Here is a 25,491-nt window from a genome sequence, read left to right on the forward strand (position 1 = left end):
TATTTTAGTTATTTACAAAAATTTTACATATAAAATAAATAGACTTAAGAAAGGGCGTTTTGTGTTGTTAAATAAAGGTTTTATAGGAAAACTTACAGGTTATTTACAAAGAATTTTTGATGAACATTTTATGTTTATCATGATTTTATTTATAATTAATAGTTTAACTACAGCGTGGTCACTTTTTGATGAAGATAAAATTGACGTGGCGATTGGATATATTTTTTCTGTATGGCTAGGTTCATTGATAATAACTTGTCTTATTGATTTATTGCCAAAACGATTTTTGCAAAAAATTGTAAAAACGGTATTGGTCATACCAATAGGGCTTATATTTATCGGTGAATTTTTTACAATGTATTGCTATAAGGCTTTGATTGGCACAGGTATTATAAATTCTGCACTTGAAACAAATATGCGAGAAGCTACAGAATTTTTCTCTATGTATATAGGTTTTTCAGGAGTGGCTTCTGTCATTGTTTTAATTGCTTTAATTGTAGGTTTATATAAATATAATCCACTGAAAAAAATCACTTTAAAACAAAAGACAAAATCAGGTATAGTATGTACTTTGATGGTTTTAAGTGTGTTTTATACTATAAGAATGTTTACTGTATATACAGACTTTATTTGGGACGATGAAGTCTTACCAGTGCAAAGGGTATATGCTTCTACTTCTGTCGCTGTAAGAAATATGCAGGCGTATAGAGAGCTTTCTTCTCAAGTAAATAGTAAGGTAGAACTCACAGAAAATAAGAGTGAAATAAAAAATATTGTATTTATTTTAGGTGAGTCTACAAATAGAAATCATATGCATCTTTATGGATATTATTTACCGAATACACCAAATCTTGATGCTTTAAATGAAAAAGGTGAAATCAGTGTTTTCCGCGATGTAGTAAGTCCTCATTCTACTACAATTGCTGTATTGAGTAAGTTATTTACATTTTGTAATCGTGAATCAGACCAAGAATGGTATCATTACAATAATTTAATTGATGTAATGAATGCTGCAGGATATAAGACATATTGGTTATCTAATCAGGAAACTTCAGGTGTTTGGGGCAATGTAGCTCAGATTTATGCAGCTCATAGTGATGTGAGTGCATTCACTCGTATTCGCGATTCAAGAGAAGATTATGGTATCGTTGATGGCGAATTATTCCCTCTTATTGATGATGCTATAGCAAATAGAAGTGAAGATAAAAATTTCTATGTAGTTCATTTGATGGGCGGACATGGATTATATTATAATCGTTTCCCTTATAGTTTTAGTAAATTTAGTAAAGATGATATCAATTTACCAATTACAGATGGTAAAAAAGAAATCGTAGCTCAATATGATAATGCGCTTTATTATAATGATTATATAGTAAGCAGTATTATTGATAAATTCCGTGATAGTGAAACTTTAGTTATTTATGTTCCTGACCACGGTGAAGCTGTATATGATGAAGGCGAAGATATGTCTGGTCATATTGAAGAAAATCCTACACATCATATGATTGAAATACCAGTTATTATGTGGGCATCAGAAAAATTCAGAGCAAAATATCCTGAAAAATGGGAGCAAATCAAAAAAGCTGCTGATAGACCTTATATGACAGATGATATGATTCATACTGTTATGGATTTAGCAGATATAAAAACAGCTGAATTTGACCCTACAAGAAGCATTGTAAATGATAAATTCAATGCACAAAGACCTCGTATCTTTGATGGTATGGATTATGATACAGAAATAAAAAATAAAAGATAAATAATAGAAAAATCCCTAATACGGCATTTTGCTGTATTGGGGATTTTTTTTTGCTGTTTATAGTATGATTTTTTACTGTTTTTACATTATTTTTGCATATATATTGCTTGTTTTTACAAAGTTTATATAAATTTACAAGATTTTCATAAAATTATTACAAGATAATGATAGAGGTAAAAGTTAAATTTTGGTTAAATAGATGATGTTGAATTAAGTATGTTATTAAGATTAAAAATTAATTGAATGAGGGTAAAAAATGTTAGAGTTAAAAAAGATTAGGAAATCATATGAAGGAATAGAAGTTCTTAAAAATATTAATTTAAAAATAGAAAAAGGAGAAATCGTTTCTATTTTGGGACCATCTGGTTGTGGTAAAACTACTTTATTAAATTTAATTTTAGGGCTTACTCAAGTGAGTGAAGGTAGAATTATTTTTGATGGTGAAGATATAACACAGATGCCAATGGAAAAACGTGGTTTTAATATCGTATTTCAGGATTATGCGTTATTCCCTAATTTAAATGTATATGAAAATATTGTTTACGGATTAAAAAATAAGCCAAATATTTCTACAACAAAAGAAGTTCAAGACTTAATCAATTTATTAGGTTTAGGCAAACATTTAACAAAGAAAATCGAAGAATTATCTGGTGGGCAAAAACAAAGAACTGCACTTGCTAGAACTTTGGTTATGAAACCTAAAATTTTATTATTAGATGAGCCATTATCTGCTTTAGATGGTGTTATCAAAGAATCTATCAAACAGAAAATTAAAGAAATAGCTCGTGATTTTAAATTGACTACAATCATAGTTACACATGACCCAGAAGAAGCATTGACTTTATCTGATAAAGTTTTGATTGTAAATGAAGGTCAGATTTCTCAATTTGGTACACCAGAGGAAATTATCAAAAAACCTGCAAATGATTTTGTTAGTGAATTTATTTTACGTCAGCTAGAAATCAAACGAAATAATATCTTAGAATTATTTTGGGATGGTAACAATAGAGATAGAAAAGAGATTCTTCAGGTGGGTTAATGATGAATATTTTAAAAACTAAACAAAAAGAATTACAGATGATTTTTATAGCTGTAATTATAATTTTTGCAGGATTTTTATTACTACCGTTTATAGAAATTTTATATCAATCTATAGCAGTAGGTGATGGTGTAGGCTTAAAACACTTTGCCACAATGTTAGATGAAGATAAATTCGCTACGGCTTTTGGCAATAGTATAGCAATTGCTTCAACTAGTGCGATTTTAAGTACGTTATTAGCATTTATTTTAGCCTATACTATCCATTATACAAATATAAATAAAACAGCTAAGCGTTTAATTCAAATATTGGCTATAGCACCTATGTTTTTGCCAACAATTACATATGGATTTGCAATAATTTATTCTTTAGGAAAACAAGGTTTTTTAACAAAAGTATTCAATATACAAATTGATATTTATGGTTTTAATGGTTTGTTGATAGGTTATATAATCTACACCATGCCAATAGCATTTTTACTCATTTATAATGCTATGAAATATATCGATAAGAAATTCATGATTGTATCAAAAATCATGGGCGATAGTTTATTTAAAACTTTTAGACAGACACTTATTAGACCATTATTAGGAACACTTGCAGCTTCATTTATACAATGCTTTTTCTTATGTTTCACAGATTATGGTATTCCAGCTTCAGTCGGTGGTAAATATCAGGTAATTGCTACAGTTTTATATGAAGAAATGATGGGAAGTATTCCTGATTTTAATCGTGGTGCTGTAGTAGCTATTGTGATGTTATTACCATCAATTATCAGTATTGCTTTATTATGTTATCTACAACGTTATAATGTGCGTTATAACAAAATTTCTCAGGTGGAATTGAAAGTAAACAAAGTACGTGATTTTGTTTGGGGCGGATTATCTACTGTTATTTTAGTGATGATTTTATCCATGTTCGTTGTAATCTTCATGATACCATTTATTGATGAATGGCCATATCGTATGCAATTTACAACAGCACATCTTGTAGAAATTTTAAATGATTCTAGCATTATTGATGTATATACAAATTCCTTATTAGTGGCTACTTTATCTGCTGTAGTGGGACTTGTTGTATCTTATGGTGCAGCTTTAATCACTGCTAGAAGTAATTTTATCAATGAAAAGAAATTTGCCATTGAAGCGATTGCTTTGATTACAAATACAATTCCAGGTATGGTAATTGGTATTGCTTATATGATGTTTTTTTCAGGAACTACACTACAAAATACTTTTGCTTTAATCATCATTTGTAATGTAATTCACTTCTTCTCCACACCATATTTAATGCTTAAAAATTCCTTAGAAAAATTAAATAAATCATGGGAAAATACAGCTTTGTTGATGGGCGATAGTTGGTTTAAAACATTATATAGAATTATCACACCAAATATAAAAACTACTATTTTTGAAGTATTAGGTTATTACTTTATCAATGCCATGGTAACTATTAGTGCAGTTATTTTTATAGCTGGTGCTCAGACTATGGTTATTACAGCCAAAATAAAAGAATTACAGTATTTTGGTAAATTTAATGAAATCTTCGTATTATCCATGCTGATTTTAGCTACAAATTTAATTGTAAAAGGTCTATTGACTGTATTAGCTAAAAAGAAAATTAGTGTGAAAAAAGAGAAAAAAGAAATGATAACAAAGGGAGAGGCTATAGTATGAAAAAGAAAAAAATCTTATCAATGTTATTAGCAGGTACGGCATTATGTGCGTCTATGCTATTTGGTGGTTGTGGTACATCTGGTAGCGATAGTGCATCTAGTGGAAATGATGGAAAAGTAGTTATTTATTCTAATGCAGATGATGAAGCAGTAGATGCTATGAAAAAAGCATTAGATAACAATGGTTTTAAAGATAAATATATGTTCCAGACTTTCGGTACTTCTGAACTTGGCGGTAAATTAATGGTAGAAGGTAAAAATATTGAAGCTGATGTAGTAACTATGAGTTCTTTCTACTTAGATAGTGCACAAGAAAAAAATAAAATGTTCACAGATTTAACTTTTGATTATAAACCATTAACTGAAAAAGTTAATTTCTATGCACCAATCACTTCTCAAGAAGGCACTATCATTGTAAATACTGAAAAATTAAAAGAAGCAAATCTTCCAATGCCAAAAAGCATCAAAGATTTAGCAAATCCTATTTATAAAGACCAAATTTCTGTAACAGATGTAAAAGCATCATCTACAGCTTGGTTATTAATTCAAGGTTTAGTTTCTGCTTACGGTGATGAAGAAGCTAAAAATATTTTAGGTGGCATTTATAAAAATGCAGGTCCACATATTGAAAATTCTGGTTCTGCACCACTTAAAAAAGTTCGTGCTGGTGAAGTGGCTATCGGTTTTGGTTTAAGACAGCAGGCTGTTGCTGATAAATTAAAAGGTTTACCTATTGATTTTGTAGATCCAACAGAAGGTAATTTCTCTTTGACTGAATCTATTGCAGTTGTAGATAAGGGCGATAAAACAAATCCACTTGCAATGCAAATGGCAGAATGTATTATTCACAATGCTAGAGTAGATTTATTAAAATCTTATCCAAATCCAATTTATGAAGGTGAAGCTTCTGATTCTGTAAATAAATCAGCATATCCAAAAACTTTTGTTGAAAAATTATCTGTTGATTTATTGAAAAAACATCAAGATTTATCTGAAGCAGCTAAACAACTTTAATTTTAATGATTTATTTTAGGGTATATGTAGTTAAATACAATTAATATGCAGAATAAGAAATTTCTTAATACAAAGAGAAAATCTTTAGTATTAGGAAATTTCTTAATGTAGAGGACAGTTTGATATTTTTAGTTAACATGATTATAAAGAAAGGTGTATAAAAATGAAAAATTATAAATTATTAACTCCAGGGCCACTCACTACTACTGAAACAGTGAAAAAAGAAATGATGTTTGACCATTGCACATGGGACGATGATTACAAAAAAATTACATTATCCATCATTGATGATTTATTAGAATTAGCACATGTAGATAAAGAAAAATATACAGCAATTCTCATGCAGGGCAGTGGAACTTTTGGTGTAGAATCTGTACTTACTTCTGTTGTTGGCGAAGATGATTGTTTATTAATTTGTGCAAATGGCGCTTATGGTAAACGTATGGCAGAGATTGCTCAACATGCCAAAATAACTTATAAAATGTATTTACAAGATTTTGATAAAATTCCAGATGCAAAAGTTGTAGAAGAATTATTGCAGGAAAATCCACAAATTACACATGTTTCTATAGTTCATAGTGAAACAACTTCTGGTACTTTAAATGATATTGAAGCTGTGGCAAAAGTAGTTAAAGCATATGGAAAAACTTTAATAGTTGATGCTATGTCTAGCTTTGGTGGTGTGGATATTGAAGTTGAAAAATTAGGCATTGATTTTATCATCAGTAGTGCAAATAAATGTATTCAGGGTGTGCCAGGTTTTTCCTTTATCATTTGCAATCGTGAAAAATTAATGCAATCTAAAGGTAAAGCAAGAAGTCTTTCTTTAGATTTATATGAACAATGGGAAACTATGAGCAAAGATGGTAAATGGAGATTTACTTCACCTACACATGTAGTATTAGCTTTTGCTCAAGCTATTAAAGAATTAAAAGCAGAAGGCGGTATTGTAGCTAGAAATAAACGTTATAGCGAAAATAATCGCATTCTTATCGAAGAAATGGCAAAACTTGGTATAAAACCATATATTGAAAGCACTCATCAAGGTCCAATCATTACTACATTCTATTATCCAGAAAATAGTAATTTTGATTTTGCTGAAATGTATCAATATATTAAAGACAGAGGATATGCTATTTATCCAGGTAAAGTAACAGACATTCAGACTTTCCGCATTGGTACTATTGGGGAAATTTATCCAGAAGATATGTATAAATTATCTAGCATTATGACAGATTTTCTTAATAGTAAAAAATAATTGTAGTTGAGATTTTAATTTTAGTGGAGATTTAATTAAGTAAGGAGAATTTTTATTAATGAAATACGAAGGTATTATTTTTGATTGGGCAGGTACTACAGTAGATTATGGTTGTATGGCACCAGTGAGAGCTTTTGATGAAGCTTTTAAATCTTTTGGCATTGAACCTACAATGGAAGAAATCAGAAAACCAATGGGAATGTTAAAAATTGACCATGTAAGAACAATGCTTCAAATGGAACGCATTAATAATTTATGGAAAGAAAAATATAATCGAGATTGGACAGAAGATGACGTACAAAAAATCTATGAAATCAGTGAACGTAAAATCTTTGAAGTTTTAGATAAATATACAGATATAAAACCACATGTATTAGAAACAATTATTGAAATTAGAAATAAAGGCTTAAAAATTGGTTCTACTACAGGTTATACAAGTGATATGATGAAAATCGTAACAGATAGAGCAAAACAGCAAGGATATACTCCAGATTTTTGGATTAGCCCTGATATGGTAAATAGTAAAGGTCGTCCATATCCTTATATGATTTTCCGCAATATGGAAGTTTTAGAATTAACTTCTGTGGATAAAGTATTAAAAGTTGGTGATACTATTGCAGATATTAAAGAAGGCGTTAATGCTGGTATTGATACTGTAGGTATCATCGAAGGCAGTTCTTTGATGGGCTTAAGTCAAGAAGAATATGAAGCACTATCTGAAGATAAGAAAAATGAAATAGATTTAAAAGTAGTATCTGTATATCAAGATGCTGGTGCGAAATATATTATTAGAGATATCAGTGGTTTATTAGATATTTTAAAATAATAGATGAATTTATAAAGGCTGTAATAATTGAATGTGATAAATTATTACAGCCTTTTTTGATGAGATTTTTAATTAAATTTTATAATTTTAAAATTTGAATTTCACAAAGATTATTTATAATGTAGTTAGTTAAAATAATTTATAAGTATTTTGTGGTATTAAGTTTTTAAACTTATAATGATTGTGAGGGATTATATTATGTTTAAAGGAAGAAAACTAGCTGCAATGGATTTGATGTCTAAAAATTTAATGGTTATGATAAAATCTATGCAAAATAAAATGAAAGAAATCTTTAAACATAATTTTTATAAGTGTTCTTTAAATAAAAAAGTGCCTCCGGAAAGAAAAATCTCTATGCTTAAATTTGGTTGATAATTTTCCATTTTTAAACATAGAGATTTTTTTATTTTTGTTGATTTTTAAAGAATTGATAATAATAAGGTTTCATTTCTTTGCGATTTTTGATAGGTGGCCATAAATCGCCAATAGCTGTTGTACGCATAGCAGCACTTAAATGTTCATATAAAAGAGGATTTTCTTTAGATAATTCTTCAATTAAATTTTTAGCTTTTTGACGCATTGTATTGCCATTGAATGGACATGGTGGAGCACAAGGTTCTTGACCATGAAGTGAGATGGCATTTCTTATTTCTTCTTCACGGAAATAAAGCAGTGGTCTGATTACAGTTACATCAGAACGGCTTAAATAAGTAGATGGCATGAAAGTCTTTAATTGACCAGAATAAAATAAATTCATGAAGAAAGTTTCTACTGCGTCATCATGATTGTGAGCATAGGCTATTTTATTATAACCGTGTTCCTTGGCATAGCCATTGATTGCACCACGGCGAAAGAAAGCACAGGAATAACAAGCATTTTTATTATCTTGATTAGCGATAGTTTCAGCGATATTTACTTCATGAATATGGTAAGGCATGTTTAATTTATCGCAGAATTTTTGCATAGCTTTGCAAGAAAAATCTTTAGTAAACATAGGATTTATGGTGATTGCTCCTAGTGTGAAATTTTTCTTTAAAGTATTTTTTAATTCTGTTAAAGCGTATGCCATAAATAGGCTATCTTTGCCACCAGATAGACCGATTAGGATTTTATCATTATCTTCAATTAATTGAAATTCAACAACTGCACGGATTATGCGACTTAAATATTCTTTAGGTAAGGGTTGCATAAAAAAATCCTTTCTTATAATAAATATTTGATAAATAGTTAGTTTGTCTTATTTAAATAAATAATAGATAAAAGGTAGGATAAATGAATTATACAAAAGATAATATCTTTTATCAATCATAGCTTTTAAATTTTATGTAATATTGTTATAATAGAAAACAAAGCTATTAATTTGTAATGGAGGTTTTTCAACCTATGAGTGAACAAAAAGTAATTTATGCTATTGGTCATAGAAATCCAGATACAGACTCCATCTGTTCTGCAATAGCATATGCAAATTTAAAACGCAATATGGGCTGTGAAAATGTTGTACCAGCTCGTGCAGGTAGTGTAAACAAAGAAACTAAATATGCTTTAGAATATTTCGGTGTAGAAGCTCCTCAGCTTGTAAGTGATATTTATCCAAGAGTTAAAGATATTGCTGTTAAAGTACAAAAATCTGTAAAAGCAACAGATAATCTTCGTACTTTAGGTATGGCTATGAAAGAATGCAATCTTCGTTCTATACCTGTAGTTGATGATGAAAATAAATTAATTGGTATGGCTAGCGTTAGTGATTTAGCAAAAGCTTATTTCCAAGAAATCACATTAGATAGTGTATCTGCTTCTGGTGCTTGCATCAACGATATTGCTAATGTTATTGAAGCTGATGTTTTAGTTGCTGGCAATAACGAAGGCAAAATCAATGGCGAAATCAAAGTAGCTGCTGCTTGCATGGAAAAAGTTGCAGAAAGCATCAAAGCTGGCGATGTAGTAATCATCGGCAATAGACCAGAATCTGCATTTATTAAATGCATTGATTTAAAAGTTGCTTGTGTAATCATCACAGGAAATACAACTATTTCTGATGAAGTAGTTACTAAAGCAAAAGCTGAAAATGTAATGATTTTATCTACAGCATTTGACACTTATAGCACAGCTCGTCTTATCAGCCAATGTGCCCCAATTTCTAGCATTATGACTACAGATGTAATTTCTTTCAAACCATCTGATATGTTAAGTGATATCAAAGGTGTATTAGAAGCAAATGAATACCGCAATTATCCAGTAGTAGAAAATGGTAAATTAGTTGGTATCGTAAATAAAGATAAATTCATGATGCCTGAAAAACAACAGATTATTTTAACAGACCACAATGAATTAGCTCAAGCTGTTGAAGGTATTGAATCTGGAAAAATTATCGAAGTTGTTGACCATCATCGTTTCGGTGGATTACAAACAAGCGATCCTATTTTTATCAATGTTCGCCCAGTTGGTTGTACTTGTACAATCGTAACTAATATGTATCAACAATATGGCGTAGAAATTCCAAAAGAAATTGCAGGTCTTTTAATGTCCGCTATTATTTCTGATACAGTATTATTCAAATCCCCAACTTGCACACAAACAGATAAAGATGCTGTAGAATATTTAGCAAAAATCACTGGTGTAGATTATAAAGAATATGGTATGGCAATGCTCAAAGCTGGTGCAGATATCGGCGATATGACTCCTGCTCAAATCGTTAAAAATGACTCCAAAGAATTCCAGATTGGTAACTATCCAATGCTCATCAGCCAGTTATCCGTTATGGATACAGACCAAGTAATGGCTATGCAAGATGAAATCTTAGCTGAAATGGCTCGTGTATGCACTGCAGAAGGTTATGCAATGTCTATCGTTATCGTTACTGATATCATCAACGAAGGTAGCTATTTACTCTTCAGTGGCGAACCTAAAAACTTAATCGGTGAAGCATTCAAACAAGATGCAAGTAAATCTGTTATGTATTTACCAGGCGTAATGTCCCGTAAAAAACAGATTATTCCACCACTTTCTGAAGCTGTAAAAAAACTTTAATAGATAAAATTTTATAGATGATAATATTAAAAATGCTGAAATAATATTTTTATTTCAGCATTTTTTTTATGAATAGAATTTAATTAGTACTTAATTTTGTAAAGACTCCCATTTAGCAGCGATGACTTTATCATTTTTTAAGCAATTAGATATTAATTTTTTTACAGCAATAATTGGTTGTTTATTGAAACATAAATATTCAGCTTTAATGTGGACATTATTATGAGATATATCTGTACTATTTAAACTTATAAGATAGAATTTTTCTTGTTTAGTGTCGTTTACTAGATAGGAACGAATAGAAAATTCTTCACTTTCCTTACAAGTGATATTTATGCAAAATGAATGTCTATTTTCTGTATAGACAGTATTTAAAGGATATACTTTAGGTGCTATAGAGCGAGAAATAATATTGGCAATAACTAAAATAATGGTGGCAATGGTAGAGAGTATAAGTTCATTTGCGCCAACAAAAACACCTATGGCAGCACTGCACCATAAAGTAGCACCTGTATTTAATCCTTTTACGTTACCTTTTTCTTTAAAAATAACGCTACTACATAAAAAACCCACACCAGAAATAATATAACTTTCTATACGAGCTGTTTCTGAAACTAAATTGATGATTGAAGGTAGTTGTATGAATAAGCAACTGCCAAAACAGATTAAAATATTAGTGCGAATACCTGCTAAATGACCTGTTAATTGCCGTTCAAGACCAATTATAAAACCAAGAGTGATTGAAAATGAAAGTTGTAAAATAAAATCAAATATATACATAAAAATCTCCTTAAATAATAAGATTTCATGTAAATTTTAATATAAATAAAAAAAGAAAAATATGATTTAAATCTGATTAATTTCTAATTTTTTGTTTAGATTTTAATTTTTTATAACTAATAATATATATTTTGACATCTAATCTAATATTTTAGATAATAGAATGAGTAATTTTTTATTTTGTTTTTGTTTGGGAGGATTTTCTTTTGAATATATATGATGGTTTAAATCCAGCACAAGCTCAAGCTGTAGCTCATACAGAAGGGCCTCTTCTTATCATGGCAGGCGCTGGTTCTGGAAAAACGAAAGTATTGACTTGTAGAATAGCTAATTTATTAGATAAAGGAGTATCTCCATATAATATCTTAGCGATAACATTTACTAATAAAGCTGCAACAGAAATGCGTGAACGTGTAGATAGAATGATTGGCGAGAAAGCAAAATATGTTTGGCTCAGCACATTTCATTCATTTTGTGCGAAATTCTTGCGTTTTGAAATCGAAGCTTTAGGCATTTATAAGAAAAATTTTGTCATTTATGATACACAAGATGCTTTGACTTTAATAAAAAATTGTTTAAAAGAATTAAATCTTGATGAAAAACAATATGCACCATATGCAGTACAGTCAGCTATTTCTAATGCTAAAAATATGATGACAACTCCACAAGAGTATACACAATCAGCAAGTGATTTTTTTGCTAAAAAAATTGCAGAAATTTACACTATGTATCAAGCAAAATTAATTGAAAATAATGCTTTAGATTTTGATGATTTATTAATGCTTGCAGTTAAAGTTTTAAAAGAACATGAAGATATAAAAATGAAATATCAACAGCGTTTCCAATATATTTTAGTTGATGAGTATCAAGATACAAATGGAGCACAATATCAATTGACTTCACTTTTAGCTGGAATGTATCGCAATCTTTGCGTCGTAGGTGATGCAGACCAATCTATTTATGGTTGGCGTGGTGCTGATATCAGAAATATCATGGATTTTGAAAAAGATTATCCAGAAGCTACAGTTATAAAATTGGAACAAAATTATCGTTCGACAAAAACTATTTTAAATGCTGCTAATATGGTTATTGAACATAATCTTGACCGTAAACCTAAAAAATTATGGACGAATAATCCTCAAGGTGAAAAAATAATTCACTATACGGCAAGTGATGAACGTGATGAAGCTAGATTTATCACAGAAGAAGCTGTAAAACAAAAAACATTATTCAATGTATCTTATGGAGATATGGCAGTATTATATCGTACAAATGCTCAATCTCGTGCATTAGAAGAAGGTTTCATGAAAGCTGGCGTTCCTTATACTATGGTTGGCGGATTGAAATTCTATGATAGAAAAGAAATTAAAGATATTTTAGCTTATTTGAGAGTTATTTATAATCCAGAAGATACAATAAGTTTAATGCGTATAATCAATGTGCCTAAGCGTTCATTGGGTGCTGTAACTATGAATAAATTAGCTGAATTTGCTGATATGTACAATATGACTTTATTTGATGCTATATCTGCTCCAGAAACGGCACCAATCACACCAAAAGCAAAACAATCTTTGGCTAATTTTGCTGAATTTATTTTAGAAATGTTGAATAATTCAGTGGTATTATCAGTTCATGATTTAATTGAACAAGTGATGCATAAATCTGGATATATTGCTGAATTGGAAAAAGAAAATACAGTCGAAAATCAGACTCGTTTAGAAAATATCAAAGAATTATTGAGTGTAGCGAAAGATTTTGAAAAGACAAATGAAGAACCAACTTTGGAAAACTTTTTAAGTACAGTGTCTTTAGTCTCTGATATTGATAATGCAGATATGGAAGACGAGAGAGTTACACTCATGACTATGCATTCAGCTAAAGGGCTAGAATTTCCAGTGGTATTTTTAGCTGGCATGGAAGAAGGATTATTTCCACATGCTAGAACTTTGATGAATGAAACTGAAATTGAAGAAGAACGTCGTACTTGTTATGTAGGTATAACTAGAGCTGAGCGAAAATTATATATTACAAATGCAAAAGCTCGTATGATTTATGGCAAAACATTATCTTATGAACCTTCACGATTTATTAGTGAAATTCCTGCGGAATATTTAGAAGAACGTGAAGCAAAAAATAAATTTGGCTTTGGCATGGGCAGTATGAATAATTATGGCTCAGGATATAGTCAAAGTGGTAGAAATAATTTTGGCAGAAGTATTTTAGGTAATAATAATTCTACAGGCAGACCAAATTCACTTTTAGGTGGAGGCTTTACGCAAAAAGCTCAAACAGTTAAGCCAGCAGGTAATGTAATTCGTCCAGATTTATCCATAAAATGGAAAGTTGGTGATAAGGCTAAACATAATAAATGGGGAATTGGTACAATTGTATCTGTAAAAGGAACTGGTGAAGAAGTAGAATTAAAAATAGCTTTTCCAGGTCAGGGCATAAAAGCTTTGATGCAAAAATATGCTCCTATTATTAAAGTATAAGATTTAATCTAAAAATAAAATTTGATATAATATAAATAAGTCAGCTACTATTAACAATAAAATAGTAATAGCTGACTTATTATTTTGATAAAGATAAAATATAGAAGATAAATATAAAAATTAGATTTAAGATAGTAGAGATAGTAAAATTAATATTTGAAAAGGTGAAAATATGGAAGATATAAAAAAACAAATAGATGATTTAAAGAAAAAAATCTTATATCATAATGATTTATATTACAATCAAGATAATCCAGAAATAGAAGATGCTCAATATGATGAATTGATGCGACAATTAAAAAAATTGGAAGCTGAAAATCCAGAATTAATTACAAAAGATTCACCAACGCAAAAAGTAGGCGGAGTGGCAAAGCGTGAAGCTGGCGTTCTCGTAAAACATGATGTGCCAATGCTTAGCTTGCAAGATGTATTTTCTGCTGAAGAAGTGGAAACTTTTGTAGATAATATGCAAAAAGAATTAGATAATCCAGAATTTGTAGTAGAAGAAAAAATAGATGGTTTGTCTTTAGCACTTCGTTATGTAGATGGTGAATTGAAATTAGCTGTTACTCGTGGTGATGGTGTTGTACAGGGTGAAGATGTAACAGCTAATGCTATGCAGATAAAAGATATTAAGAAAAAACTAAAAGAAAAATTGCCTTATTTTGAAGTTCGTGGAGAAGTATATATGACGCGAGAAGCTTTTTCCTTAGTGAATGAAAAACAAGAATTATTGGGGAAAAGATTATTTGCTAATCCTCGAAACTGTGCAGCAGGTACACTTCGCCAATTAGATAGTAAAATCACTAAAGAACGCAATTTGTCCATGTTTATTTTTAATTTGCAAAAGGTAGAAGGTATAGAATTAAAATCGCATACGCAGGCATATGAATTTATGCACAAACAAGGAATGAAGATTATACATTCATATAAAGTATGTAAAACTAAAAAAGAAGTTTTACAAGCTATAGAAGAAATTGGAAATCGTCGTGGTGATTTAGATTATGATATTGATGGGGCTGTTGTAAAAATAAATGATTTTGCACAAAGAGAAAAATTAGGAGCAACATCTAAAGTTCCTAAATGGGCAATAGCTTATAAATATCCACCAGAAGAAAAGGAAACTAAATTATTAAATATAGAATTATCCGTAGGTCGTACAGGAAGAATTACGCCGACAGCAGTATTTGAACCAGTTTGGCTCTGTGGAACAAAAGTAGAAAGAGCTACATTGCACAATCAAGATTTTATTGATGATTTAGATATACGCATTGGTGATACGATAAAAGTATATAAATCAGGGGAAATTATTCCGAAAGTTCGTTGTGTAATCAAAGAAAAACGACCTCAAGATAGCAAGCCTTTTATCATTGGCGATACTTGCCCTGTATGTAATGCTCATACTATTCGCGATGATAAAGCAGATATTCGTTGTAGTAATCCACATTGCCCAGCACAGATTGAACGTTGGATAATAAATTTTGTCGGTCGAGATGCTATGGATATCAAAGGTTTTGGCATGATGTATATAAAAACTTTGATTGAAAATGGATATTTAAAAGATCCAGCAGATATATATTATTTACACAATTATCGAGATGAATTAATAGCAAAAGGCTTGATTGGTAAGGAAAAAAATACTGATAAACTTTTAAATGCAATTGAAAAAAGTAAGCAAAATGCACCATGGAGATTGCTTACAGGACTGGGCATTTTGAATATAGGTAAATCAGCAAGTCGTTCCTTGATAAATCATTTTTATTCTTTTGATGATATAGCTAAAGCTACAGAAGAAGAGATAAAACAAGTGGCGGATATTGGAGAAATAAGTGCAAAACTTGTATATGAATTTTTCCATGATGAAGAAAATATTGCTTTATTAAATAAATTAAAAGAAGCAAATGTCAATATGGCAGAGGAAAAGACAGAAAAAACATCTGATAAATTCCAAGGGTTGACTTTCGTATTGACAGGAACATTAGAAACCATGGGCAGAAGTGAAGCTAGTGAAATTATTCAATCTCTAGGCGGAAAAGCTTCTGGTTCTGTATCGAAAAAGACATCTTATGTAATTGCAGGGGCAAATGCAGGCAGTAAACTTACAAAAGCTGAAAGTTTAGGTGTAAAAATCATTACTGAACAAGAATTTTTAGCAATGATTAAAGAAAATTAATTTATAAAAGAAAAGCATTTTAAAATGGATTGAGTAATAATTCCATTTTAAAATGCTTTTTTATTGATATTATTTAATTATTAGCTTTATTGTCTTTTAATTTTTGAGATACATTGTAAATAGCAGTGAGTTCATCTTTATTGAATTGATATTTTTCACCACAGAAATGACAGCAAACTTCAGCATGACCATCATCAACTAGAGATTTTAAATCATGTTCATTTAAGCTGATGAGTACATCTTCAATACGTTCTTTGGAGCATTGGCATTTAAATGCTAAATCTGTAGTAGTTAAATAATCAACTTTATCAAAACCTTGCAATAGTTCAGCAATAATACCACGAGCATCTAAACCATCTTTTACCATGGTAGAAACTGGGAGAATTTTAGCGAGGTTATTTTCTAATTTTGTAAGTGTTTCTTCTGTAGCATCTGGTAATAATTGAAGGATAAAACCACCAGCTGCAGCTACTTTTAAATCAGGATTTACAAGAACACCTAAGCCTACACTAGAAGGAGTTTGTTCAGAAGTATAAAGATAATTTGTGAGGTCTTCAGCAATTTCTCCAGAAACGATTTCACAGCTACTAGTAATAGGGTCTTTAAGACCAGTGAAACGAGTTACGGATAAAATACCTTGACCGACACCACCGCCTACATCTAATTTACCTTTTTCATTGAGTGGTAAATTAACATGAGGATTGGCGATATAACCACGTACAAATCCTTCAGGATTAGCATCAGCAACAACAGAGCCTAATGGGCCGTTACCATTAAATTTTATAGTGATACATTCTTTATTTTTAAGGTTTGCTGCCATTAGTAAAGCACCTGTCATAGTACGACCAAGAGCAGCAGCAGCTACAGGATAACATTCATGACGAGATACAGCTTCATTTACAAGATTAGTTGTAATAGCAGCATGAACGCGAACACCATCAGCGACAGCTTTTACTAAATGATCTTTCATTATATTCCTCCGAAATAGTAAATAAATTTAAATTTTAGATATAAAATAAATAATAGTATAGCATAGTTTTTATAATTATATAAAGATATGAGTCTAATATTTTGGATTATTTTTGTGATTGATGTTTAGGTACGAAATAAGACAAGATTAAACAAAGTACACTACTGCCAACTAAAATATAGTAAATATTATTTAGACTATAAAATAAAGCCTGGCGTAAAAGTTCATGATATTGAGGAGCAGTATTATCATAAAAATCTTGCATAGTGATATTTATTAAATTATGAGCTTGGATAAAATCTGCTGTAGAAACATTTAACACAGCACCGAGAACGGTAACACCAATTGTTTGAGCAAGTGTACGAGTGAGCATATTTAAACCAACAGCGGCACCACGTAGATTGTATTTTACAGAGTCTTGGACTATGAAAGTTAGTGTATTTAAAGTGCCTGAAAAACCAAAGCCAAAGAAAAATACATAAATAGATAAGTGCCAAAGTGGTGTATCTATAGTTAATTGTGTTAATAACCAAGAACTGAAAATTAAAATTAATGAAGAAAACATAACAATTATATTTGTAGGATATTTTTTCATTAATTTAGCAATGGAAATCGAACTCATAAACCAAGCAATAGAAGTTCCTATCAAAGAAATACCAGCGATAGTAGCACTGTAACCCATAATTGATTGAATATGTAATGGTAAATAAACAGAACAAGCAATCAATATGAAAGAGCTGATAAAAGTTATGATATTTACAATGATAGAAGATTTATTGAGGATAAATAAAGGAACAATAGGCTCAGAAGTTCTGGCTTCTTGGAGATAAAAAAGGATAGAAGAAATCAAAGTGATAACTAATAAAATTACACCTAAATAAAAATCTTCATCTAAACTCATTACACCATATAAAAGACTGCCAATGGCAATGGAAAGTAAAATAGTTCCAAGGTAGTCTATTTTAGGATTAGTAGCAGGCTTTTGTTCATGTACAAATTTAGCGAGTATATAGACTGATAAAAGACCAAAGGGAATGTTTATAAAAAATATCCATTGCCATGAAAGATAATCTATGAGAAATCCACCAAGTAATGGACCTACAAGACCAGCTATTCCCCAAATAGTACTGATAGCTCCTTGAATAATAGAGCGTTCTTCTAGGGTAAAAATATCACCAATCATAGTAAAACCAATGGTAAAAATAGCACCAGCACCAATGCCTTGAATGCCACGGAAAATAATTAATTGGTGCATGGTTTGAGATAATCCAGCTAATAAGCTACCGAAAAGAAAAATGGAAATGCCAATCATAAAAATTCGTTTTCGCCCATAAAGGTCAGCCAATTTACCGTAAATAGGAGTAGAAATTGCTGAGGTCAAAAGAAAAATAGAAAAAATCCAGCTAATCATTTTGAAATTATGCAAACTTTTAACAATCACAGGTGCGGCAGTAGATACAACAACACCTTCAAATGCAGCTAGAAATATTGCAATGAGAAAGGAAAATGCAATTTTTTGTTTAGTTTTGTCCATATGTAAGAAATCACCTATTTTATTATTAATTTTTAAGACATTTTAACATAGAAGATAAAATAAGTCAGCTATATTTTATGGGGAAAAGTAACAATACTATTCAATCATTGTCTAAAATATGATAAAATGTAAACAGTTTATTTTGAAAATGGGGTGAAGATATGAAAGTTACTAGAGAAGATGTAGAAAATGTAGCTCTTCTGTCTCGTCTTAGCATTAAAGATGAAGATATGGATAAAAATATAAGCGAGCTTAATGATTTTCTTGAATATGTAGATAGATTACAACAAGTAGATACTGAAAATGTAGCTCCTACTGCACACGTATTGCCTGTACAAAATGTATTTCGTGAAGATGTAGTAAAACCTTCCCTTGATCGTGAATTGGCATTATCTAATGCTCCACAACAAGAAGATGGTTATTTCCGTGTACCTAAAATTTTAGAAGAATAATTTATTTTAATTACTTTGATTAAATTGAGGAGGCTTTTACGTGAATTTATTTGAAAAAACAGCACATGAATTACATGATATGCTTGTAAATAAAGAAATTTCTGCTGTAGAAATTACAAAAGATGTACTTTCTCGTATGGAAGTTACTGATGATAAAGTAAAAGCATATATCACAAAAACAGCTGATTATGCTTTACAACAAGCAGAAAATGTTGATGCTGATATCGCTGGCGGAGCAAAAATCTCTGTTTTAGCAGGTATACCAGCAGCTATAAAAGACAATATTTGTACAAAAGGTTTAAAAACAACTTGTGCATCTTATATGCTCGAAAATTTTGTACCACCATATAATGCTACAGTAATGGATAAAGTTTTAGCTCAAAAACCAGCATTAGTTGGTAAATTGAATATGGATGAATTCGCTATGGGTGGTTCCACAGAAAACTCTGCATTTTTTGCTACACATAATCCATGGAATTTGGACTGTGTACCAGGTGGTAGCTCTGGTGGTAGTGCTGCAGCAGTTAGTGCTGGTAGTGCTATTTGGGCATTAGGTTCTGATACTGGTGGATCTATTCGTCAGCCAGCATCTTTTTGCGGTGTTGTTGGTTTAAAACCTACTTATGGTCGTGTATCTCGTTATGGTTTAGTAGCATTCGCTTCTTCACTTGACCAGATTGGTCCATTGACTCGCGATGTAACAGACTGTGCTCATGTAATGAATGTGATTGCAGGTCATGATGAAAAAGATTCTACATCTATCAATAGTGATGTTCCTGATTATACAAAATCCTTAGTAAATGATATAAAAGGATTAAAAATCGGTTTACCAAAAGAATATTTTATCGATGGTATGGACGAAGATGTAAAAAAAGCTATGAATACAGCTATCGAAGATTTGAAAAAACTCGGTGCTGAAATCGTAGATATTTCTTTACCACATACAGATTATGTTATTTCCACATATTATTTAATAGCTCCAGCAGAATCTTCTACAAACTTATCTCGTTATGATGGTGTAAGCTATGGCTCTCGTGTAGATGGTGAAGACATTGTTTCCATGATGACAAATACAAGAACTGCAAAATTCGGTCCAGAAGTAAAACGTCGTATTATGATTGGTAACTATGCTTTAAGTGCTGGTTATTATGATGCGTATTATTTAAAAGCATTAAAAGTTAGAACACTTGTAAAACAAGACTTTGATAATGCTTTTAAAGATGTAGATGTTATTTTGGCTCCAGTAGCACCAACACCTGCATATAAATTAGGTTCAATGGCAAATGATCCATTAAAAATGTACTTGATGGATATTTTCACTGTTCCTCTTAACTTAGCAGGTCTTCCTGGTATTTCCATTCCTTGTGGCAGAAGCAAAGATAATATGCCTATCGGTATGCAGTTTATTGGTCGCCCACTTGATGAAGAAACTATTATTCGTGCAGCATATACTTATGAAGTAAATCATGATTATGCTAATAAAATTGGTCAGGGGGTAGAATAATGAAATACGAAGCAGTCATTGGTTTGGAAATTCATAGCGAATTAAAAACTAATACAAAAATTTTCTGTAGCTGTGCTACTTCCTTTGGTGCAGACCAAAATACACATGTTTGCCCTGTTTGTCTTGGTCTTCCAGGTGTATTACCTGTTGTCAATAAACGTGTAGTAGAATTTGCTATCAAAGCAGGTCTTGCACTCAATTGTACAATTAATAAATTCAGTAAATTTGATAGAAAAAATTATTACTATCCAGATTTACCAAAAAATTTCCAGACTTCTCAGTTTGATTTACCAATCGCTGAACATGGTTATGTGGATATCGAAGTAGAAGGCAAAACAAAACGTATTCGCATCACTCGTATTCATATGGAAGAAGATGCTGGTAAACTCGTTCACTCTGGTACTACAATCAAAGATTCTAGTAGCTCTAATGTTGACTATAATCGTACTGGTGTACCACTTATCGAAATCGTATCTGAACCAGATATGCATTCTCCAGCAGAAGCTCGTGCATATATGGAAAAAATAAAATCTATTTTACAATATATTGATGTATCCAATTGTAAAATGGAAGAAGGTAATTTACGTGCCGATGTAAACGTATCTCTTCGTCCAGAAGGTAGCGAAAAACTTGGTACAAAAGTTGAAATGAAAAACTTGAATTCCTTCAAAGTAATCGAAGACGCTTTAGAATATGAAATTGAACGTCAAAATGAAGTGTTAGAAGATGGCGGTATCTTAGTACAAGAAACTCGTACTTGGGACGATGGTCGTGGAATTACACTTTCTATGCGTAGCAAAGAAAAAGCTCAAGATTATCGTTATATGCCAGAACCTGACCTTGTGCCAATTGTTACAACTGATGAACAGATTGAAGCATATAAAAAAGAACTTCCTGAATTACCAGATGCAAGAAAAGCTCGTTTAGTAAATGAATATGGTCTTCCTACTTATGATGCGGAAATCATCACTTCTACTCGTGCTATGGCTGAATACTTTGATGCTGTTGTAGATGCTGGTGCTGATGCAAAACTTGCTTCTAACTGGATTATGGGTGAATTGTCCAAGCATTTAAATGCTAATGAAATGACTATTGAAAATTCTCCAGTATCTGCTCAAAATTTAGCAAGCTTAATTGGCTTAATTGGTAAGGGCACAATTTCTTCTAAAATAGCAAAAACTGTATTTGAAGAAATGTGGACAAGTGGAGATACTCCAGAAAAAATTGTAAAAGATAAAGGTTTAGTACAGATTACTGATACAAAAGCAATAGAAGAAATTGTAGATAAAGCAATTGCAGATAATCCAAAAGCTGTTGCAGATTATCCAAAATCTATGGGCTTTTTAATCGGTCAAGTAATGAAAGCAAGTAAAGGTAAAGCAAATCCTGGTCTTGTAAATAAAATGATAAAAGAAAAATTAGGCTGATTTATGGTCTAAGAATAATAAAAAGCTATTGTGTTAAATTTTTTAATACAATAGCTTTTTGTTTTAGATGGTGATATCTATATTCTTTTGATAAAAAATTTGACAAATTGTCAGTTAATAGTGATAATAGTAAAATATATACGGTTTATCTAAAGATTTATTTGTATGGGAATGTAATAAACAATGAAAAATATATATTGGGCTGCCATAAATTCTGTGCCAGGCATAGGTAGTAAAACGCTTCGTCAACTTTATGGATATTTTCATGACGGCGAAAAAATATGGACAGCGACAAGAGAAATGTTAGAACAAAGTAATTGTTTAGGCAGTAAAACATTGTCTGAATTAATAGAATTTAGACAGAAAATATCTATAGATAAATTAACAGAGCAATTAAAACATTATAAAATTAAAGTCTGCATAGAAATAGATGAAGAATATCCAAAGTTATTGAAAGAAATCTATGATCCTCCATTTATTTTATATTATCAAGGTCAATTGCCTAAAGATGAAATTTGTATAGGTATAGTAGGTTCAAGAACTCCAACGACTTATGGAAAACAGATAGCAGAAAATATGGCTGAGGAATTAGCTAAATTTAATTTTGTAATAGTTAGTGGTGCTGCTAAAGGTATAGACACTAAAGCTCATACAGGAGCTTTGAAAAAAGGTAAGACTATTGCTGTTTTAGGTTGTGGATTAGATATTATATATCCAAAAGAAAATAAGCAACTTTTAGAAGCTATAGCTCAAAATGGTGCTGTAATATCAGAATATCCACTAAATACATTGCCAAAACCAGGGAATTTTCCAGCTAGAAATAGAATTATCACAGGATTGTCCAAAGGAATATTAGTAGTTGAAGCTGCGAAAAAGAGTGGTTCATTGATAACAGCAGAATTTGCTTTAAGTGAAGGGCGAGATGTATTTGCCATACCAGGAAATATTTATTCGCAAAAAAGCGAAGGCTGCCATAGTTTAATAAAACAAGGTGCTAAATTAGTTACAAGGTCAAATGATATTGTAGAAGAATATAATTTTGTAACTAATCAGCAAAGTATATCCAAAGAAACACAAATAGAATTAGGTTTTTCCATGACAGCGGAAGAACAACTTATATATGATAGTTTATCTTTTACAGAGCCTAAATGTATTGATGAAATCATATATAAATTGAGAATAAATGTTTCGAATATATCGTTTATTTTATTACAAATGAAATTGAAGGGACTAGTTAAAGAGACAAGTCCAAATTTTTATATAAGAGCAATCAGGGAGTGCTTTGAATGAAGAAAAAAACGCTTGTAGTAGTAGAATCGCCAACTAAAGCAAAGACTATTGAAAAATATTTAGGCAATAAAAAATATACAGTAATGGCTTCTATGGGACATCTTCGTGATTTACCTAAAAGTCAGTTTGGTATAGATGTAGAAAATGATTTTGCACCTAAATATATCAATATTCGTGGCAAGGGAGATTTAATTAAATCTTTAAAGAAAGAAGCTAAAAAATCTGAAAAAGTTTATTTAGCCTCTGACCCTGACCGTGAAGGCGAAGCTATTGCTTGGCATCTATCTCATATCTTAGGGATTGATGAACATGAAAAATGTAGAATTGTATTCAATGAAATAACAAAACCTGCTATTCAAGAAGCAGTAAAAAATCCTAAAGAAATAAATATTGATAGAGTAGATGCTCAACAAGCACGTCGTATGCTTGACCGTATTGTAGGATATAAATTAAGTCCACTTCTTTGGAAGAAAATTCGCAAAGGTTTGAGTGCAGGGCGTGTACAATCGGTAACAGTAAAATTAATTTGTGACCGTGAAAAAGAAATTCAAAAATTTGAATCAGAAGAATATTGGACAGTTGATTTTAAATTTAAGAAAAAACCTCGTTCTAGTATGTTTGGAGCAGAGCTAGTAGCTATTGATGATAAAAAATTGATGGTTTCAGCGAAAAAAGAAGATGTAAAAATTGCATCTAAAGCTCAAGCTGATGAATTATGTAGTGATATTGAAAAAGTTACTTTTAAAGTAACAGAAATAAAGAAACGTCAACGTCATCGCAAAGCTCCAGCACCATTTACAACAAGTAGTTTACAACAAGATGCTGCTAGAAAATTAGGTTTTACTTCACGTAAAACAATGATGATAGCTCAACAGCTTTACGAAGGTATTAGCTTAGGTAAAAAAGGTCCAACTGGTCTGATAACATATATGCGTACAGACTCTACACGTATTTCAGAAATAGCTTTAAATGAAGCTAGAAATTATATTGAAGAGAATTTCGGTAAAGAATATTTGCCAGAAAAACCATATATTTATGCAGCTGGAAAATCTTCTCAAGATGCTCATGAAGCAGTGCGTCCAACAAATATTGCTTTAAGCCCTGCTACTGTTGAAGAATATTTGAGCAAAGAACAGTTAAAACTCTATAAATTAATTTGGCAACGTTTCTTAGGTTGTCAGATGTTACCTGCTAGCTATGATGTTATGAGTGTAACTATTAAAGGCGATAAGTATTTAGCTAAAGCTACTGGTTCGCAGTTAAAATTTGCAGGCTTTACTGCTGTATATAATGATAGCGATAATAAAAAAGAAAAAGATGTCATCTTGCCAGATTTGCAGGAAGGCGATGAATTATCTATTCAAAAATTAGAAGCAATGCAACATTTTACAGAACCACCAGCTAGATATAATGATGCTTCTTTAGTTAAAACTTTGGAAGAAAGAGGCATTGGTCGTCCTAGTACGTATGCACCGATTATTGAAACTATTTTAGCTAGAGGTTATGTAGTTCGCAGTGATAAAAAATTTGAACCAACTGATTTAGGTTTTGTAGTAGTAGATTTATTGGAAAAATATTTTAAAGATATTGTTGATGAGAAATTTACTGCTGATTTGGAAAATAAATTAGATGAAATAGCAGTAGGTAAAATTCAAAAAAATACTTTGCTTGAAGAATTCTATGGGCCATTTGAAAAAACTTTAGAACATGCAGAAGAAGAAATTGGTGAAGTAGAAGTGCCAGATGAAGTTTCTGATGTACAATGCGAATTATGTGGTCGTATGATGGTCATAAAACAAGGTCGCTATGGTAAATTCTTAGCATGTCCAGGTTTTCCAGAATGTAGAAATACAAAACCTATTTTGAAGGATACAGGTGTTAAATGCCCTAAATGTGGTGGCAAAATCATTGAACGTCGTACACGTCGTGGTGTAGTATTTTATGGTTGTGAAAATTATCCACAGTGCGATTATGTATCATGGGATATGCCACTTACAAGCAATTGCAAGACTTGTGGTTCATTCTTATTTAGACATCGTTTCAAAAATGGAAGAACTATTTTATATTGCAGTAATGATGATTGTGCTACAAGAAAAGAAGATACTCCTATAAATAAGGAAATTAATAAATTAAAAGAAAAAATTCAACAGCAGACTGCTAAGAAATTAGCGGAATTGGCACAAAAAGAAGCACAAGCAAAAGAAGAAAATGAAAATAAAGAGCATAAAGAAGAAAACGAAGCATAGATAGAAATAGGAAAGGAGATTTTGC

Annotated in this window: 19 protein-coding genes; 15 read left to right on the forward strand and 4 right to left on the reverse strand. The window is 31.0% G+C overall.

Translation table 11 applies throughout. From position 1 onward, the window contains the following. Positions 1-61: 61 nt before the first annotated feature. The 7 genes from AC5LAX_RS01400 to AC5LAX_RS01430 all read left to right on the forward strand — a co-directional run bounded on the left by AC5LAX_RS01400 (position 62) and on the right by AC5LAX_RS01430 (position 7,943). Entirely contained in the window at positions 62-1,759 is a 1,698-nt protein-coding gene (locus AC5LAX_RS01400; RefSeq protein ID WP_118036038.1) for a phosphoethanolamine transferase, read from the forward strand. A 256-nt stretch (positions 1,760-2,015) separates the two neighbouring features. Beyond that, positions 2,016-2,798, forward strand: a complete 783-nt coding sequence (locus tag AC5LAX_RS01405; protein ID WP_008538413.1) for an ABC transporter ATP-binding protein — start codon at positions 2,016-2,018, stop codon at positions 2,796-2,798. A gap of 2 nt (positions 2,799-2,800) precedes the next feature. Next, positions 2,801-4,474 carry an ABC transporter permease subunit gene (locus AC5LAX_RS01410; protein ID WP_117463629.1) on the forward strand — a complete coding sequence of 558 codons (1,674 nt, stop codon included), beginning with the start codon at positions 2,801-2,803 and terminating at the stop codon, positions 4,472-4,474. Further along, positions 4,471-5,487, forward strand: a complete 1,017-nt coding sequence (locus AC5LAX_RS01415; protein WP_288909035.1) for an extracellular solute-binding protein — start codon at positions 4,471-4,473, stop codon at positions 5,485-5,487. The genes AC5LAX_RS01410 and AC5LAX_RS01415 overlap by 4 nt, the downstream gene beginning before the upstream one ends. A 163-nt stretch (positions 5,488-5,650) precedes the next feature. Next, complete coding sequence (gene phnW / locus AC5LAX_RS01420) at positions 5,651-6,745, forward strand: 2-aminoethylphosphonate--pyruvate transaminase (protein ID WP_288909033.1); 1,095 nt, start codon at positions 5,651-5,653, stop codon at positions 6,743-6,745. A gap of 58 nt (positions 6,746-6,803) precedes the next feature. Beyond that, positions 6,804-7,571 carry a phosphonoacetaldehyde hydrolase gene (gene phnX, locus AC5LAX_RS01425; RefSeq protein WP_288909032.1) on the forward strand — a complete coding sequence of 256 codons (768 nt, stop codon included), beginning with the start codon at positions 6,804-6,806 and terminating at the stop codon, positions 7,569-7,571. A gap of 198 nt (positions 7,572-7,769) precedes the next feature. Beyond that, positions 7,770-7,943 (forward strand): hypothetical protein, encoded by a 174-nt coding sequence (locus tag AC5LAX_RS01430; RefSeq protein ID WP_288909030.1) that lies wholly within the window; start codon positions 7,770-7,772, stop codon positions 7,941-7,943. 31 nt (positions 7,944-7,974) lie between these two features. Here the strand turns inward: AC5LAX_RS01430 and AC5LAX_RS01435 are convergent, their stop codons facing one another. Further along, a complete protein-coding gene (locus AC5LAX_RS01435; protein WP_288909029.1) occupies positions 7,975-8,760 on the reverse strand; it encodes a tRNA lysidine(34) synthetase in 786 nt (261 codons plus the stop codon). A 194-nt stretch (positions 8,761-8,954) separates the two neighbouring features. Here AC5LAX_RS01435 and AC5LAX_RS01440 point away from each other — a divergent pair, with 194 nt between their 5' ends. Then, on the forward strand, positions 8,955-10,598 hold the full coding sequence (locus AC5LAX_RS01440; RefSeq protein ID WP_288909028.1) for a putative manganese-dependent inorganic diphosphatase: 1,644 nt from the start codon (positions 8,955-8,957) through the stop codon (positions 10,596-10,598). Positions 10,599-10,688: 90 nt separating this feature from the next. On the opposite strand, the gene AC5LAX_RS01445 is transcribed toward AC5LAX_RS01440, so the two are convergent. Further along, positions 10,689-11,378: an MgtC/SapB family protein gene (locus AC5LAX_RS01445; RefSeq protein ID WP_018999223.1), complete on the reverse strand. Its 690-nt coding sequence runs from the start codon at positions 11,376-11,378 to the stop codon at positions 10,689-10,691. A gap of 206 nt (positions 11,379-11,584) precedes the next feature. Here AC5LAX_RS01445 and pcrA point away from each other — a divergent pair, with 206 nt between their 5' ends. Together pcrA and ligA are read left to right on the forward strand one after the other, a co-directional pair. Then, positions 11,585-13,870 carry a DNA helicase PcrA gene (gene pcrA / locus AC5LAX_RS01450; RefSeq protein WP_288909026.1) on the forward strand — a complete coding sequence of 762 codons (2,286 nt, stop codon included), beginning with the start codon at positions 11,585-11,587 and terminating at the stop codon, positions 13,868-13,870. A gap of 172 nt (positions 13,871-14,042) precedes the next feature. Beyond that, positions 14,043-16,043 carry an NAD-dependent DNA ligase LigA gene (gene ligA, locus AC5LAX_RS01455; RefSeq protein ID WP_288909025.1) on the forward strand — a complete coding sequence of 667 codons (2,001 nt, stop codon included), beginning with the start codon at positions 14,043-14,045 and terminating at the stop codon, positions 16,041-16,043. Positions 16,044-16,116: 73 nt separating this feature from the next. Here the strand turns inward: ligA and hslO are convergent, their stop codons facing one another. Continuing rightward, positions 16,117-17,013 (reverse strand): Hsp33 family molecular chaperone HslO, encoded by an 897-nt coding sequence (gene hslO, locus AC5LAX_RS01460; RefSeq protein WP_288909024.1) that lies wholly within the window; start codon positions 17,011-17,013, stop codon positions 16,117-16,119. 106 nt (positions 17,014-17,119) lie between these two features. Beyond that, the gene (locus AC5LAX_RS01465; protein ID WP_204922213.1) at positions 17,120-18,547 is read right to left on the reverse strand and encodes an MDR family MFS transporter; all 1,428 of its coding nucleotides are present in this window, start codon (positions 18,545-18,547) and stop codon (positions 17,120-17,122) included. A gap of 161 nt (positions 18,548-18,708) precedes the next feature. Here AC5LAX_RS01465 and gatC point away from each other — a divergent pair, with 161 nt between their 5' ends. From gatC to topA, 5 genes are all read left to right on the forward strand, one after another. Further along, a complete protein-coding gene (gatC, locus tag AC5LAX_RS01470) occupies positions 18,709-18,999 on the forward strand; it encodes an Asp-tRNA(Asn)/Glu-tRNA(Gln) amidotransferase subunit GatC (RefSeq protein ID WP_015562581.1) in 291 nt (96 codons plus the stop codon). Positions 19,000-19,039: 40 nt separating this feature from the next. Further along, the gene (gatA, locus tag AC5LAX_RS01475) at positions 19,040-20,503 is read left to right on the forward strand and encodes an Asp-tRNA(Asn)/Glu-tRNA(Gln) amidotransferase subunit GatA (protein WP_288909023.1); all 1,464 of its coding nucleotides are present in this window, start codon (positions 19,040-19,042) and stop codon (positions 20,501-20,503) included. Beyond that, positions 20,503-21,930, forward strand: coding sequence for an Asp-tRNA(Asn)/Glu-tRNA(Gln) amidotransferase subunit GatB (gene gatB / locus AC5LAX_RS01480; RefSeq protein ID WP_008538388.1), 1,428 nt, complete (start codon positions 20,503-20,505; stop codon positions 21,928-21,930). The genes gatA and gatB overlap by 1 nt, the downstream gene beginning before the upstream one ends. 183 nt (positions 21,931-22,113) lie before the next feature. Beyond that, positions 22,114-23,220: a DNA-processing protein DprA gene (dprA, locus tag AC5LAX_RS01485; RefSeq protein ID WP_278403055.1), complete on the forward strand. Its 1,107-nt coding sequence runs from the start codon at positions 22,114-22,116 to the stop codon at positions 23,218-23,220. After that, complete coding sequence (gene topA / locus AC5LAX_RS01490) at positions 23,217-25,466, forward strand: type I DNA topoisomerase (protein WP_022227777.1); 2,250 nt, start codon at positions 23,217-23,219, stop codon at positions 25,464-25,466. Before dprA ends, topA begins: the two co-directional genes overlap by 4 nt. Positions 25,467-25,491 lie beyond the last annotated feature (25 nt).

The organism is Megamonas sp. (genome assembly GCF_986095205.1).